This window comes from Gordonia sp. w5E2 (genome assembly GCF_036540975.1).
Classification (GTDB): Bacteria; Actinomycetota; Actinomycetes; order Mycobacteriales; family Mycobacteriaceae; genus Gordonia; species Gordonia jacobaea.
On the sequence record NZ_CP144213.1, the window covers coordinates 3,862,969 to 3,878,268 of the forward strand.

Consider the following 15,300-nt stretch of genomic DNA (forward strand, 5'->3'; position numbering starts at 1 on the left):
GATTGGCCCGCCAACGCCGCCACGTCAAGCGGTACGCGCCAATTTGTGTAAGAAAATTAGCGCCTCACCTGCGTGATGCCGCGTTGAGGGGTCAAAGCGCCGACTGTTCAGCATCACGACGCGCGTAGAACACGCGCTGGCCACATGGCCGCGCTGGGCAGTTTTGCACGACGAGGAGCCGCGCTCGGGCAACTCAGATATCTGCGACCTTGGCGATGAGCCACGAGTCGCCGTGCTTCTCCATGTTCACCTGGTAGCGCGGGGTGAGGCTCTGTGTCGGTACGCCGTTCTGGGTGCCGGACAGGATCATGTTGACCACGATGACAGCGCGGGAACCGTCGCCGCTGCCGGTGAGGTCGCGCACGCCGATCGCGTCGATCTGGCAGTCGGTGGTGGCTTTGGCCAGCTCCATGACCTGTTTGAGGGGCGCGACCTGCTTGTTGAACTGTGCGAGGGCCTCCCCTGTCAGTCCCGACCTCGCGTTGTTCGACCACTCGTCGAACTTCGTTCCGTTGGCGGAATTGGCGGTGCAGACCTTGGTCTGGGCCTGTGACACCAGTTCGCTGGTTGCTGCCTGGTCGATGAATGCCTTGTTCGAACCGATTGTCGCGCCCGGGTGGACTGCCAGCACGATCGCGGCGATCGCGAGCACGCCCGTGATGATGCCGAGAACCGTCAGCGTGCGGCGGCTCAGCTTCACAAACGACGACGGTGAAGCGCCCCTGCGTGGTTTCGAGCCCTGATGCGTCGACACCGGCGTCGTCGAACTCTGCGACGCTGCGGTGTTGGGTTTGATTGTCGAGACGCGGGCGACACGTCGGGTCTTCGCGGTCGGCCGTGCCTCCGCGACGTCGGAGTCGGACTTCTCGAGCGACGGGCCGGTGCCCGCGGTGGTTTCGGCGGCTTCCGTGGTTTCGGCGGCATCCGTTGTGTCAGCGGCCTCTGCCTTTTCGGCTGCGTCGGCGCTCTCTGCGCTGTTGTCAGCGACGTCGGTGCTCTCAGCAGCCTCGGTCGTCTCGACGACTTCGGCATCTGCGCTCTCGGCGGCCTGGGCGTCGACCGGCGAAGTCTCCGCGCCCTCGGGAGTCCCCGTAGTCTCCGGGGTCTCCGTGGGTTCGGGCGTCTGCGGGTCGCCGGCGGCCGAGGAGCGGCCGCGGCCGGCGACTCGTGGCCGGTATGCGGAGGGTCGACGGGACGGGCCGTTGCCCGGCTTACGCGGTGGGCGTGCCATCAGTTCCCCCCTCCCTGTTGCTGATTACCGGAGCCCGACTGTCCCGGCTCCTCTACGTTGATCCCGTCCAGCGGAGAGATGTTCGACGCCTTCCAGGTGCCGTCCACGTCCGTCATGGTGACCGAGAAGCCCATCGTCTGGGTCACGCCGGCCTCGTTGGCCCGCTTGGCCGTGGCGTCGACGTAGATCAGCACCTTGGCCGTGCCGGCGTCGGCGTTGACCTCGGTCGGAGCCGACCGCTTGAGCCGGGACGTCAGCGTCGCGGCTTGCGGCCCCGCCTGCGTGATCTGCTGATTGAGCGTCGTCACGTCCTGAGCGGTGATCTGCTCCTTGGCTTTGCCGGTCAACGAGCTGTCGACGCGACGCTTCCAGTCAGCGGTGTTCTTCGGGTCGACGGTCGTGACGTTGATGATCGCCTGCTCGGCACCCGACACCGCCTCGTCGCGCGCGGTCTGGATCGGCTTCTCTACGAAGTACACCTCGTACGCGCGGTAGCCGAAGAAAGCGACACACGCAGCGGCCACAAGCACCGCGACGATGGCGAGCACGCCGACGAGCGGGTGACTGCGCCACGTGCTGTCGTTCGCGTTCGTCGGCTCCGACGCCTGTGTCGGGTCAGTCATGGTGGTCATCGGGCGTCACTGTAGCGAGCACACCTGAGAGAGAGCCAATTCGATCGACACACATCGTCGACGACGCGGCGCTCCCGCCGGTCAGCCACCGAATCCGTCGGTGCCGAACCCACCCGGCTTCACCGGACGGACGCCCATCATCGCCGCCAACTGCGTGGCCAACGGCGTCAGGTTGAGCTTGTCCGGATCCTTCTTCGGGGTCGAATCCCAGGGCTGAGGTGTGTTCGGGTTCGCGTACTCCACGCGTTTGGCGCTGCGCACACCGGTCGGATTTCCGAACGGTACGTTGCAGGACGCCTGCGTGTTGAACGGGAACTCGTCGTAGCGGATGTCGAATGTCGGGTCCTTCTTACGGATGTTGTCGATCATGGCGTCGGTCGACTCGTAACCACGGGTACATGCCGGCGGGTTATTGGTCTCGAGCACGACGCCGAAGTGGATCTGCCCGTCGCCGGGTGCCGGTGAATGGCTGCCTGCCGACAGCGCCGACAGCATCGCGAACGTTCCGTTGGTCATGTAGCCGGCAGGTTCGATCGTGCGTGCAACCTCGGAGAGCTGTCCGACGACCTTGGCGATATCGCCGCCGTTCTTCTGGATCAGATTCGAGATCTGCGTCGCCGACGTCGTTCCGGTGGTGAGCAGTCGTCTCAGGTCAGGATCGGACGCCGCGAGCGTCGCCGTGACCAGGTCGAGACTGCGCGACCACGCGAGGATCTGATCGGACTGGTCGGCCTGCGTGGCCAGCACGACGTTGGCGTTGTTGATCAGCGAGATCGTCTGGTCGAGGTTGTCGACGCCTGCACGCGAGAGCTTGCCGAGCGAGTCGACGAGCCGCGTGAGGTTCTCGGCCTGACCGTTGAACGCCTTACCGAGCTCGGTGATCACCGTGTGCAAATCGTCGATCGGGATCGACTCGGTGAAGTCGATCGCCGACGACACGACGTCCTCGAGCGGTGGCGGAACCGATGACCGGGTGATCGTCGAGTTGTCGGCGAGGTAGGGCGAGCCGGTCGACTGCGGTTGCAGGTCGACGTACTGCTCACCGATCGCCGAGCGGTTCGCGATCACCGCGACCGAATCAGCCGGAATCTGCGGCGAGTTCGAATCGATGACGAGTGCGACGTTCACGCCGGTCTTCGTCAGCTCGAGTTTGCCGACACGACCGACCGGGATGCCCATGTAGGTCACCTCGGCATTGGTGAAGATGCCGCCGGAGTCCTTGAGCGACGCCGTCACCGTGTACGTGCCGATGCCGACCGTCTTGTCGAGTCGTGCGTACTTTGCACCCACGAACGCGATCGCGACCAGGCCGACGACCACGAACAAGATGAGCTGGATCTTCGCGAGTCTGCCGATCATCTATCCGACCCCCAGGAGTTTCAGCGGACCTTCGATGAACCTCTGGTCGCTCGACGCGGGTGCCGGGAAGTTCGCGGGCTTCTGCGCCGACGCCCCACTGCCACGCGGGACCGTCGCCGATGCCGGGTATCGGCCACCCGACGGTGGCGTGTTCGGACCCGGCGTCGCATTGCGAGCAGGCGGCAACAACGTGATCGTCGGCCAGCCGTAACGCGGGCCATTTCCGTTGATGTACGGGTTGCTCGGGTTCACCGGGACGCTGTGCCGCTGTGGCGGCGAGTACTTCGGCGTCCCCTGTCCGACGCCCAACGCCTCGAGCTGGTTCAACAGCCGCAGGTCGAGCGTCATGAACAGGTTGGTCGAGTCGCCCTGGACAGCAGGCAGCAACGAATCCGGGAACGGGTGCGTCAGCATCAGCGGTGCCGCGGTGATCAGATCAGGGGCAGCCTTCGCGAGCTCAGTGAGCACGGGACGCAGTGCCTTCAGATCTGTGATCAGCGCGTCGTGCGACCGTCCGAGAACGTCGGTGCCGACCTGACCGAGCTTGTCGAGCTTGGTCAGCAGGTCGACGAACTGCGGACGCTGCTCCTCGAGCACTGCCACACCTGCCGGCAGTTCCTTGAGGATGCGATCGATCTGCGTCGTCTGCGCTGCAGCCCTGTCCGACAACCTGTCGAGGCCGTCGATCGCCCCGAGAATGGAGTCGCGCTGGCGGTTGAGGCCTGCCATCAGCGAACTGGCGTTCTGGATCAAATCGTTGACCTTGTCGGCACGACCGTCGAGCGCTTTGTTGAGCTCTGTGACGATCGGTTCGAGCTGGTTGATGCCACCGCCGTTGAGCAGCATCGACAGTGCGCCGAGTACCTGTTCGATATCGGTTGCGGTCCGCGTGCGATCCAGCGGAATCGCCGCCGACTGGTCCTGACGCGGCAGCGACGCGCTGTTCGCGGGCTCGGTCAGCGCGACGAACTTCTCGCCGAGCAGTGACGTCTGCTGCACAGCCGCACCGGCCTGATCGGACAGATCGATGTCGTTCTTCACCTTGACGGTGACGAGCGCGAACCATTCGTTCTTCGGGATCTCGACGCTGGTCACACGTCCGACGGGGATACCGTCACGCTTGACCACCGACTGCGGAACCAGGTCGAGGATGTTCGAGAACTGGATCTTGTAGGTGCGCGGATTGTCGCCGACGTCGACGCCGCCGGGCAGCGGAATCGACTGAATCCCGTTCGACCCGCAACCCGCAACCGTCAGCACCGCGGTCAACACCGCCACCGCGGCGATGACCCCGCGCCACGCACGCGGAACGAACCCACCGATAAGCCGAGTCATCAGTTACCTCCCGACCGTGGCGTGGCCGACGGCTTCGCCGATGCCGGCGTCTTGGTCGCCGGGCCCGGGTTCGCCTGCGGGTCGGGTGTTCCGGGGACCGTTCCCGGTACCGGGTACCGCTGCAGCTTGTTGTTGCTCATGATGCCGAACGGCAGCACCGGCAGGATCGGGGTGAGCACGTCATTCGTGATCTGCTTGCCGATCGTCTTGCACTGGTTGATGAACGGCTTGAGCGTGTCGCTGAACTGATCTGCTGCGGGATTGCCCGGCAGCAGCGCACCGAGGTCGAGGAACTGGCACGTTGCCTGTGTCGGGTCCTGCAGGTCCGGCAGCGTGAGACGCATGGCGATCGTGCCCGACTCCGCGTCGTAGGCGTTGATCAGGTTGTTGATCGTCAGCGGCAGCACGGTCAGCGTCTCCTTGAGACTCTGCTGCGTGTTGACGAGCGCCTGGGTCGTCGGCTTCAGGTCGTTGACCGTCTCGCCGATCTGCTCGCGATTGTCGGCGACGAACGTCGCGACGTCGCCGAGCGCGATCGACAGCTTGTTCAGCGCGGCCGACAACTGCTGCCGCTCCCCCGCGAGGAAGGTGTTGAACGACGCCATCTGGTTGTTGAACTGGCGAACCTGGGAGTCGTTCTCCTTCAACGCCCCGACGAACACGTCGAGGTTATTGACGGTGTCGACGATGTTGCCGCGCGAATCCGAGAGGGTCGTCGTCGCCTTGGACAGATTCTCGATGGCATCGCCGAGCTTGGCGCCGTTGCCCTCGAGGTTCTGCGCACCGACCGCGACGAGGTCGCTGACCGCTCCGTCTTTGTTGGCTCCGTTGGGACCCAACGCCTTCGACAGCTTTTCGACGCTCTCGTAGATCTTGTCGACCTCGACCGGAACCATCGTCTGCTTCTCGGTCAGCGTGATGTTGCGCGGCGCCTTGGGGCCACCCGAGTACGCGGGCGTCAACTGGACATACCGGTCGGCGACCACTGACGGGATCACCTGAACCGCACGGACATCGGCAGGCAGGTCGACGCCACGGTCGACGGTCATCGTCACCTTGACGGTCTGGCCGTCAGGGGTGACCGAGTCGATCTTGCCGACCGGCACACCGAGAACCCGGACGTCAGAACCCTTGTAGATACCGACCGTCCGCGCGAACGTCGCGGTGATCTTCGTTGTCCCCATCGAGCTGAAGACCCACCACAGCGCACCGGCGACGATCAGCGCGAGGATCAACCCGAGCACGATGATCACGATGTGGCGTGGAGTAAACCAACGTCCTGGACCGGAGGTCTTGGACAGATCCGGGGTGGTCATCCGGTTGCCTCCGTTCCACCGTTGTTCTGGTTCGCCTGCTTGTTGGGCAGACGTGTCGTGTTCTGCTGCGGCAGTGCGGGCGGCAGGAGGTTGGTCACCACGGACTCGAACCACCGACCGTTGCCGAGCACGTTCGCGTACAGCCGATAGAACGGCGCCATGTACGTGATCGTGTCCTGCAGGTTCTGGTTCTGCTCCTTGAGCAGGTCGTTGACACCCTTCAGCGAGTCGAGCGCCGGACCGATCTGAGCTTGGTTGTCCTGGACGATCCCGCTCAGCGAATCACTCAGTGCCGTCGTCGTCTTCAGCAACGCCGAGATGTTCTTCTGGCGGTTGTTGAGCTCGTCGAGCAACTGGCCGGCGCCCGCGATCAGCTTCACGAACTCCTGGTTGCGATCGGCGAGGATCTTCGACGTGCTCTTGGTCGCCTCGAGTAGCTTCTGCACCTCTTGGTCGCGGCTGGCAATCGTCTGCGACAGACGCGTGACGCCTTCGAGCGCAGGTCCGACGTCGCCCGACGTTCCGGAGAACGTGTCGGAGATCGCCTTCATCGACGTCGCGAGCTGATCGGTGTTCAACGTCTCGACCGAGTCGGCGGCGTCGGAGAACGCCTCGATCACGTCGTAGGGCGACACCGTATCGGTGAGCGCGACGCTCGGGTCGGCGATCTTGCTGCCGCGGGGATTGAGCGACAGGTACTTCTGCCCCAGCACCGTCTTGATCTGGATCGACGCCTGGGTCTGATCGCCGATCCACGTGTTGTTCACGCGGAACTTCACGTCGACGCGGTTGCCGTCGAGCGACACGTCGCTGACCTCACCGACCTTGACGCCTGCGACCCGAACCTCAGCACCTGCGCGCAACCCGGCGGCCTCGGTGAACTTGGCCGTGTACTGGGCGCCCGCACCTACGAGCGGCAACGAGTTCAGGTAGAACGCCGACACCGCCATCATGAGCAGGATCAGGATGCCGATCGCACCGATACTGACGGGGCTGCGATGCCCACCAAATCGCTTGTGCCCCGGCTTCTTCTGGGCTGTTCCGTCTGCCATGCTCACCCCCCTGGCTGGTTGTCTTTCCAGCAACGGCTAGCCGCGCTGGTGTACAGGACATGGTTGATGTACGGAAGCGGAACGAGCGGCTGCGTCAGCAGCGTCGACTTGCCGTTTCCTGCGACGACGTCGATTCCGCACAGATAGAACTGGAACCACGAGCCGAATGTCGCTGCGCGCCCGATCTTCTGGAGCTTGATCGGAAGGTTGGTCAGGATCTGCGCGACGTCGTCGCGACGCTTGTTGACCTGGTCGGCCACCTGCTTGAGGCCTGCGATGTCGCCCTGGATGGACGGCCGCGTCGATGTGAGGATCGACGCCGTGACCGCAGTCAGGTTGGAGACCGACGTGATCGCCGAACCGACCGAACCGCGTTGTGCGGCAAGGCCCGTCACCAACTGCTCAGTATTGTCGAGGAGCGCGGTGAACTGCTCGTCATTGCGGTTCACCGTGTCGAGAACCTTGGTCAGGTTGGTGATCAGATCGCCGATCACGGCGTCCTTGTCGGCAATCGAGTTGGTCAGGTCGGCGGTATCGCTGATCAGACTCGACACGTTGCTCGACTCACCCTGGAAGACCTTGATGATCTCGTCGGAGAGCTTGTTCACGTCTTCGGGCTGAAGCTGCCGGAACAGCGGCTTGAAGCCGTTGAACAACTGCGTCAGGTTGACCGCGGGATGCGTGTTGTTGTCGTTCGGGTTCGCGCCGAAGGTGTGGCCCGGGTTCACCGTCTGCGACGCATCGCCCGCACCCTTCTCGACCGAGAGGTATCGCAGACCCGTGAGGTTGCGGTACTTGATGTAGATCTGCGCGCCCTCGGGCAACTGACGGTCGACGTTGAACGAGACCTGCGCCCGGTTCTTGTCGTAGACCTCCACGTTGCTGACCTGGCCCACACGCACACCGGCGATGCGCACGTCGTCGCCCTTGTTGAGCATCGACGCGTCGGAGAACACGGCCTTGTAGTCGTTGTCGGCCCCACCACCGATGTTGGCGATGGTCAGCGCGAGCAACGCAGTCGCGACCACGGTGACCACCGCGAAGACGATCAGCTTGGTCAACGGCCCCACAATGGACTTCATTTGATGTGCACCTGCGCTCCCTGCAGTGGCGCAGCACCGATCATGGTGGTCCAGGTGGGCACGTCGTCGGGCTCAGTCCCGCTGGCCGCGCCGTAGATCACCTTCAGCTGCGCCCGGTAGGTCGGATCGTCGAACGAGTTCTCGCGGATGGTCCCGACGGGGGTCTTGGTGAACTGCGGCTGCGGCAGCTTCTGGACGGCCGTCGGGCCGGGGTTGCGTGACGGCGGCTGGTACGAGCCGTCGGCGAGGCTACCGCCCGGGTACTGCGGGAACGGACGGCCGTTGGTCGGCGGGTCGTAGCAGACAGCCGGAGCGTCGGTTTCGAAGAATCGCGGCTCGTCCTGGTTGGGTAGGTACCGACCACGCGGGTTGACGAACTGCAGGTTCACACGCACACCGGGATTCTTGGTGCCCTTTCCGACGATCTTCTCCGATTCGGGGATCAGCGTCGCGAAGTTGTGGAAGGCGCAGACGAACGTCGGCGACTGCTTGGCGAGTCCGGTCAGGAACGGCTCCGAGTTGGTGACGAGATCGACGAGGTTGTTGCCGTTCTGCTGCAACCAATTGGTCGTGTCGGTCGACGCGGTTCCGAGAGTTGCGATCAGAGTCCGCAGATCTCCCTGACGGTCGACGATCGTCTTGTTGGTCGTGCGGAAGTTGTCGAGTGCGTCGATGACGTCCGGCAATGCCGTCGAATAGGTCTTCGAGAACGACGCGAGTCCCTGCAACGTGCCCTCGAGTGAGTCGAGGTTCTTCGGCGTCGACAGTCGGCCGAAGATCGTGTTGAGCTCTTCGAGCGTCGTACCGATCTGCTCACCACGACCCGACAGAGCCTGCGACAACGCGGTCAGGGTCACGTTGAGGTCCTGCGGCGGGATCGCGTCGAGGACGGGCAGCAGACGGTCGAGGAGATCCTGGACCTCTTTCGCATTGCCGCTGGTGTCGGTTTGGATCGTCGCGCCGTTGTCCAGCGTCTGACCCGCCGCCTGCTCGGGAACCTGAAGTGCGACGTAGCGCTCACCGAACAACGTCTTGGGCAAGATACGGGCGGTGGTGTCGGCCGGCAGTTGCGCGGCCATCTCGGGCTTGAGGCCGAGCGTCACGTTGACCGTGCCATTGCCTGCGGGTTCGACGTCGCGCACCTCCCCGACGAGAACGCCGCGTGCCTTCACATCAGCATTCGCGGGTAGTGCGTTACCCACCGAGTCGGTCTTCAGCGTGACGTCGGTGAACGTCGTGAAATCCTTGTTGAATTTCATGATCGTGAGCGTGAAGAACAGCGCGACCACGATGAAGAACACCAGTCCGAGCAACCGGCGACGAATCACTGTCATCGCCTAGCCCCCCACTCTCACAGTCGTCGTCGTCCCCCAGATGGCGAGGCCGAGAAAGAAGTCGAGCACGGCGATGAGGACCAACGCCGCTCGCACCGCGTGTCCGACGGCCACACCGACACCCGCGGGGCCACCACTCGCGTAGTAGCCGTAATAGCAGTGCACGAGAATGATCACGAACGCGAAGACCAGCACCTTGCCGAAAGACCACAACACGTCTTCTGGCGGTAGAAACAGGTTGAAGTAGTGGTCGTACGAGCCGCCGGACTGTCCGTTGAAGACAGTCGTCACCACTCTCGAGGCGAAGTACGCCGATAACAGTCCGAGCACGTACAGCGGGATGACCGCGATGAAGCCTGCGATGACACGCGTAGACACCAGGAACGGGATCGACGGGACGGCCATGGACTCGAGCGCGTCGATCTCTTCGGAGATCCGCATGGCTCCGAGTTGGGCCGTGAAGCCGCAACCAACGGTCGCCGACAACGCGAGACCTGCGACCAGGGGCGCGACCTCTCGGGTGTTGACGTACGCCGACAAGAAGCCCGTGAGCACCTGCGAGCCGATCTGGTCGAGCGCGGCGTAGCCCTGCAGACCGACCACGACGCCGGTGAACCCCGACATCAACACCATCACGCCGACGGTGCCGCCGATCACGGCGAGACCGCCGGAACCGAAAGCCACTTCGGCGAGAATGCGCAAGACCTCGCGCGTGTAGTGCACCAGGGTGCGCGGAATCCACGCGAGCGTGCGTCCGTAGAAGGACATCTGCTCGCCCGCACCGTCGAGCAGCTTCAGCGGTTTGCCGAGCTGCTTGCGCGCCTCGTACATGTAGTACTCGGGGCGGCTCTTGGCGATAGTCACTCCACCGGCCATGGTCAGCTCCCCTTCGGCGGGACGATCTGCAGGTAGACCGCAGTGATGATCAGGTTGGCCAGGAACAGCAGCAGGAAGGTGATGACGACGCTCTGGTTCACCGCGTCACCGACGCCCTTGGGTCCGCCCTTCGGGGTGAGTCCCTTGTACGACGCCACGACGCCCGCGATCACACCGAAGATGGCTGCTTTGAGGAGTGAGATCCAGAGGTCGGGAAGCTGGGCCAGCGCACCGAATGACGCGAGATACGCACCCGGCGTTCCGCCCTGGACGACCACGTTGAAGAAGTAGCCACCACCGATACCGACGACGGCGACCAGACCGTTGAGCAGGATCGCGACCAACACCATCGCAAGCACACGAGGTACGACGAGTCGCTGGATGGGGTTGATTCCCAGCACCTCCATCGCGTCGATCTCTTCGCGAATCGTCCGCGATCCGAGGTCGGCGGCGACGGCCGAGCCCGCGGCACCCGCGATCAACAGCGAGGTGACCAACGGCGAGCCCTGCTGGATGACGACCAGCACCGACGCGGCGCCGGTATACGACTCAGCTCCGAGCTGCTTGATCAGCGAACCGGTCTGCAGAGACACGATGGCGCCGAACGGAATCGCGATGAGCGCAGTCGGCAGGATCGTCACGCTGGCGATGAACCATGCCTGCTGAATGAACTCGCGCCACTGGAATGGGCGCACGAAAGTCTGGCGTGCTACATCGACGAAAAGCTGGACGATATTGCCTGTCTGGGCGAGTGCACCTTCACCGGCCCGCGCGATTCTGTCGACGCCACGCGTGGTGGCATTCGTCATACCTAAGAGCCCCCGCCGTAGTGACGCCCACCCTCGGGACGTTCCGACTCGAGTTGCTGAGTCTTCGCTTCCTCAGGCACAGCCCACTGTTGGGTCTGCGCATCGTCTCCGGCGTAATCGTTTCCGTACCCACCCTGATTGCGGTCACCGTGATCGATGACATCGGTGGAGGTGTCGACCATGACGTTTTCGCTACCGACCTGCGCCCCGCCGTCGGTGTCGGACCATTCGACGCCCTGCGTGTTGGCGGCGTGGGCGCGGGATTCCTCGCGGATCTGGTCTTCCTGCTCCATCGACTCACGGATCGCGCGTTGCGCGTTCTCCGGCAACGACGGCAACAACTCCAACACCCGTTCGCGGTGACGGGCCACGGCCTTCCGCTCGGGCATACCCGGATTCGGCTGCACCTGCGGAATGATCTCCGAGAAATCATCCTTCGTACCACCACCACCGATGCCGGCGGCCTGCATAGCCTCTTCCTGCTTCTGCACCGCCTCGTCCTTCTCCTCCGACATGCCGATCGGACCAAACCGATCACCGGAGAGGAACTGCTTGACCACCGGCTGCTCCGAGGTCAACAACTGCTCACGCGGCCCGAACATCACCAGCTCCTTACGGAACAACATGCCGATGTTGTCCGGAATCGTGCGGGCGATGTTGATGTTGTGCGTGACGATCAGGATCGTCGCGTCGATCTGCGCATTGATGTCGATCAGCAACTGGGAGATATAGGCGGTACGCACCGGGTCCAGACCCGAGTCCGGCTCATCACACAAAATGATCTGCGGGTCGAGCACCAACGCCCGCGCCAACCCGGCGCGCTTGCGCATACCACCGGAAATCTCACCCGGAAGCTTGTCTTCGGCGCCCGCCAGACCGACCAGATCGATCTTCTCCATCACGATCTTGCGGACATCGTCTTCCTTCTTCTTCGTGTGCTCACGAAGTGGGAACGCGATGTTGTCGTACAAACTCATCGACCCGAACAGCGCGCCGTCCTGGAACAACACCCCGAACAACTTGCGGATCTCATAGAGCTCCTTGGCCGAACACTGCGTGATATCCGTGCCATCGATCACCACCGAACCCTGCTCGGGATGCAACAGACCAATCAGCGTCTTCAAAAACACCGACTTACCGGTACCCGACGGCCCCAACAGGGCAGACACCTCACCCGACGGCAAGGTCAACGTCACATCACGCCAGATGTTCTGAGAACCAAAAGACTTGGTGAGCCCCTCGACGCTGACCTCAACACCCACTACATCCTCCAAGAAACTCGGGTCCCGAAGCGCGGCAGCCAAGGCAACACATCGGACGCAGGCGGCACAACGCAGGTGGACTCAACTGTGGTTGGGGTCACTCTAGCGGACAGTTCCCCCGTAGCCACACCGCCTCTCGGCGGTTCTCAGGTTTGGCCAATTACTGGCCGGTAACCTGACTGCCCAAGAGAGTATCCCATGCCACCGACATAACAAAAGTAGGTCGCCGGTCACATTGCACGGCAACTGTGGGCCAGACAGAGACAGCAACGAGCCCGGGACAGCAATGCTGTCCCGGGCTCGTATGAAGAGCGTGGCTGGGAGCCCTGAGAGCCCGTCTTACTTGACGGACACCTTGGCGCCGGCCTCTTCGAGCTTGGTCTTGGCGGCCTCGGCGGCCTCCTTGTCGACCTTCTCCAGGATCGGCTTGGGAGCACCCTCGACGAGGTCCTTCGCCTCCTTCAGGCCGAGGCCGGAAACGACCTCACGCACGACCTTGATGACCTGGATCTTCTTGTCGCCGGCACCCTCGAGGATGACGTCGAACTCGTCCTGCTCGGCAGCAGCCTCGGCGCCGGCAGCGGCCGGGGCACCTGCAGCGGCAACGGCGACCGGAGCGGCCGCGGTGACCTCGAAGACCTCTTCGAACTTCTTCACGAAATCGCTGAGCTCCAGCAGGGTCAGTTCCTTGAACTGATCGATGAGCTCGTCAGCGGTGAGCTTCGCCATGGTGGCGTCCTTCCTGTAAGTCCCCACGCGGGGCATCTTGTCTTGTTCAATCCCCGCGCGGGGGAATGCTTGTGTGCTGGCGGATGAGTACCGAGGTACTTATTCGCCTGCGGATTCCTTCTTCTCCTGCAGGGCGGCAGCGAGTCGTGCCACCTGCGACGCCGGCTGATTGAACAGTCCGGCGGCCTTTGCCAAGTTGCCCTTCATGGCACCGGCGAGCTTGGCCAGCAAGACCTCACGGGTCTCAAGGTCGGCGATCGTTTCGATCTCGGCAACGGACAGCGGCTTGCCGTCCATGTACCCGCCCTTGATGACCAGAGCCTTGTTGTCCTTGGCGAAGTTCTTGATCGCCTTCGCGGCCACCACCGGCTCACCTTCGATGAAGGCAATCGCGGTCGGACCGGAGAACAGCTCGTCGAGTCCCTCAACGCCCGCCTCAGCAGCGGCGCGCTTCACCAGGGTGTTCTTGGCGACGGAGTAGGTTGCGCCCTCGCCGAGGGAACGTCGCAGATCGGTGATCTGGGTGACGGACAATCCACGGTATTCCGTGACGACCGTCGCCGTTGAGCCCTTGAACTGCTCGGCGATCTCAGCGACTGCTGCGATCTTTTCGGACTTGGCCATACTTCGCCTCCTTCCTCATCACTCGAGTTGGTCAGAGTTCGGACCAGATACCCGCAAGGAGGGGCGAAACAAATAAACGCCCCGGCACGCAGATGGCACGGGGCGTAGTTTCTCGGCAGAGCGCCAGGCGCTCACCACTATTCCTCGTTCTCCCTGCGTGGGCCGCCGACCTCACGTCTTTCGACGCTGCAGTCGTCCTTCGATCGGAATCGCTCCCGATGACCGACGGTCTCTGGTTGAACCGATACGACGTACATGTGCACGTCACACCGAAGTAATAGGCTACCCGACCATGGGGAATGCATCCAAATCGTCCGCAGACGGTGTACCAGAACCCAATGTCCCAGAGCCCAACGCATCTGTTGTCACCGAACCCAACGCACGAGCGGCGATCGCGGCCGACGCCATTCTCGGCCGACATCTGAGGCACGCATGGTGGGTCCCCGGCACCCGCCTCGCGACGATCGCCTGGCCGCTCGGGAGACTACCGCTCGACGTCGTCCGCAGTCGCTTCGGATTCTGGCACTACTGGTGGCACGCACACCTTCTCGACCTCATCGTCGACGCCGCGATCCATCGCCCCACCGACGACATGTCCTACGACCCGCACCTCGCCGACGTCGCCAATCGACTGCTCCGCGGAATCCGGCTGCGCAACCTCGGCCGCTGGACCAACAACTACTACGACGACATGGCCTGGCTTGGTCTGGCGATCGAACGTGCCGACCGCCACCTCGAACTCCACCATCCCAAAGCGCTACGCACCCTGAGTAAACGCATGTACGACGCCTGGGAGCCCGAGCGCGGCGGCGGAATCCCGTGGCGCACCGTCGACACCTTCTTCAATGCGCCCGCGAATGGTCCGGCGACCATCCTGCTCGCGCGCACAGGCCACCTCGACCGTGCGCTGGCGATGTGCGACTGGATGGACACCGCCCTCGTCGACCCCGACTCCCACCTCGTGATCGACGGCATCAGGCCGCAGGGCGACGGATTCGAGCGCGTCACCGCCATCTACACCTACTGTCAGGGCGTCGTACTCGGGTCCGAGGTCGAGGCGGCACGACGCACCCGTGAGACCGTTCACCTCGACCGGATCGATCGACTCCTGACCGCGGTCGAGGCACGCGAGTGCCCCGACGGCGTGATCCGCGGCGCTGGCGGAGGCGACGGCGGATTGTTCATGGGCGTACTCGCGCGCTATCTGGCTCTGGTCGCCACCGATCTCCCTGCCGATCTTCCCGGGGCGGATGAGTTGCGTCGACGCAGCGCCGCACTCGTACTCAGCAGCGCCGACGCCGCGTGGTCCACGCGTGCAGAAGTCGACGACACCGTGGTCTTCAGCGCCGACTGGCACCAGCAGGCGATTCGGCCGACCAGGGGCGGTACCGACGCCGCATTCATCGCGGGAGCGGTCAATTCGTCGTCGGTTCCCGAACGCGATCTGTCGGTTCAACTGTCCGGTTGGATGGTGCTCGAGGCCGCTGCCGCAATAGATCTCGGCCTATCCGAACAAAATGTTCGCCCCTGACCTGCGATTATGGCACTGAGCGCCAAATTGACGCCCCCTAGTTAGCGTTCTGAGACACGACATGCACTATTGTCGAGGTCCGGAGTGATGTGGACCACATTTGGGTGGGGTTGTGGCTGTGCCACAAC

At 63.6% G+C, this 15,300-nt stretch carries 14 protein-coding genes; 1 reads left to right on the forward strand and 13 read right to left on the reverse strand.

The window, feature by feature from the left end; all coding sequences use genetic code 11:
* Positions 1 to 193: 193 nt before the first annotated feature.
* From RND64_RS17425 to rplJ, 13 genes are all read right to left on the reverse strand, one after another.
* On the reverse strand, positions 194 to 1,231 hold the full coding sequence (locus RND64_RS17425) for a hypothetical protein (protein ID WP_049698695.1): 1,038 nt from the start codon (positions 1,229 to 1,231) through the stop codon (positions 194 to 196).
* On the reverse strand, positions 1,231 to 1,863 hold the full coding sequence (locus tag RND64_RS17430; protein WP_049698694.1) for a hypothetical protein: 633 nt from the start codon (positions 1,861 to 1,863) through the stop codon (positions 1,231 to 1,233). Before RND64_RS17430 ends, RND64_RS17425 begins: the two co-directional genes overlap by 1 nt.
* Before the next feature lie 81 nt (positions 1,864 to 1,944).
* Positions 1,945 to 3,222 carry an MCE family protein gene (locus RND64_RS17435; RefSeq protein WP_270483894.1) on the reverse strand — a complete coding sequence of 426 codons (1,278 nt, stop codon included), beginning with the start codon at positions 3,220 to 3,222 and terminating at the stop codon, positions 1,945 to 1,947.
* Positions 3,223 to 4,557, reverse strand: coding sequence for an MCE family protein (locus tag RND64_RS17440; RefSeq protein ID WP_270483896.1), 1,335 nt, complete (start codon positions 4,555 to 4,557; stop codon positions 3,223 to 3,225).
* Complete coding sequence (locus RND64_RS17445; RefSeq protein WP_270483898.1) at positions 4,557 to 5,873, reverse strand: MCE family protein; 1,317 nt, start codon at positions 5,871 to 5,873, stop codon at positions 4,557 to 4,559. The genes RND64_RS17440 and RND64_RS17445 overlap by 1 nt, the downstream gene beginning before the upstream one ends.
* A complete protein-coding gene (locus RND64_RS17450) occupies positions 5,870 to 6,925 on the reverse strand; it encodes an MlaD family protein (RefSeq protein ID WP_270483899.1) in 1,056 nt (351 codons plus the stop codon). Before RND64_RS17450 ends, RND64_RS17445 begins: the two co-directional genes overlap by 4 nt.
* 2 nt (positions 6,926 to 6,927) lie before the next feature.
* A complete protein-coding gene (locus RND64_RS17455) occupies positions 6,928 to 8,007 on the reverse strand; it encodes an MCE family protein (protein WP_270483901.1) in 1,080 nt (359 codons plus the stop codon).
* Positions 8,004 to 9,341, reverse strand: coding sequence for an MCE family protein (locus tag RND64_RS17460; RefSeq protein ID WP_270483903.1), 1,338 nt, complete (start codon positions 9,339 to 9,341; stop codon positions 8,004 to 8,006). Before RND64_RS17460 ends, RND64_RS17455 begins: the two co-directional genes overlap by 4 nt.
* A gap of 3 nt (positions 9,342 to 9,344) precedes the next feature.
* A complete protein-coding gene (locus RND64_RS17465) occupies positions 9,345 to 10,217 on the reverse strand; it encodes an MlaE family ABC transporter permease (protein ID WP_005209184.1) in 873 nt (290 codons plus the stop codon).
* 2 nt (positions 10,218 to 10,219) lie between these two features.
* Complete coding sequence (locus RND64_RS17470; RefSeq protein WP_005209182.1) at positions 10,220 to 11,026, reverse strand: MlaE family ABC transporter permease; 807 nt, start codon at positions 11,024 to 11,026, stop codon at positions 10,220 to 10,222.
* A gap of 2 nt (positions 11,027 to 11,028) precedes the next feature.
* Positions 11,029 to 12,288 (reverse strand): ABC transporter ATP-binding protein, encoded by a 1,260-nt coding sequence (locus RND64_RS17475; protein ID WP_270483906.1) that lies wholly within the window; start codon positions 12,286 to 12,288, stop codon positions 11,029 to 11,031.
* 339 nt (positions 12,289 to 12,627) lie between these two features.
* Complete coding sequence (rplL, locus tag RND64_RS17480; RefSeq protein WP_049698687.1) at positions 12,628 to 13,017, reverse strand: 50S ribosomal protein L7/L12; 390 nt, start codon at positions 13,015 to 13,017, stop codon at positions 12,628 to 12,630.
* A 99-nt stretch (positions 13,018 to 13,116) separates the two neighbouring features.
* Positions 13,117 to 13,641, reverse strand: coding sequence for a 50S ribosomal protein L10 (rplJ, locus tag RND64_RS17485; RefSeq protein WP_049698686.1), 525 nt, complete (start codon positions 13,639 to 13,641; stop codon positions 13,117 to 13,119).
* 292 nt (positions 13,642 to 13,933) lie between these two features.
* Between rplJ and RND64_RS17490 the strand changes: the two genes are divergently transcribed.
* Entirely contained in the window at positions 13,934 to 15,172 is a 1,239-nt protein-coding gene (locus RND64_RS17490; protein WP_331436172.1) for a glycoside hydrolase family 76 protein, read from the forward strand.
* Positions 15,173 to 15,300 lie beyond the last annotated feature (128 nt).